The following is a 262-nucleotide window of genomic DNA, read 5'->3' as shown; positions in this document are numbered from 1 at the left end:
CTTTAAGTGAAACCCCTGTAATTCCAGAGCGTGTGATCAGCCGCCCCCCTTCTGCCGAGTTACGCCCTGATCAAACTGACCAAGACTCTTTACCAGCTTACGATGTACTTGATGCGATACTTTATGCATACAGCGAAGAAGATCAAAGCCAAGCAGATATTATTGCGAGAGGATTTGATGCTGAAGTGGTAGAAAAAGTGATTCGATTGGTTGATCGCAACGAATACAAACGTCGTCAAGGTGCAATCGGACCACGCATCAG

The 262-nt window shown here is 46.2% G+C and carries 1 protein-coding gene; it reads left to right on the top strand.

Annotated features, from left to right (window positions below):
• The coding region (locus AC6UDE_RS07045; protein WP_500697040.1) for a hypothetical protein at positions 1-262 on the top strand (262 nt) is incomplete at both ends.

This window comes from Fructilactobacillus sp. X2R5C3, from assembly GCF_059901325.1.
The sequence above is the reverse complement of the archived record's forward strand: the minus strand, read 5'-3'. Positions and strand labels throughout refer to the sequence as shown.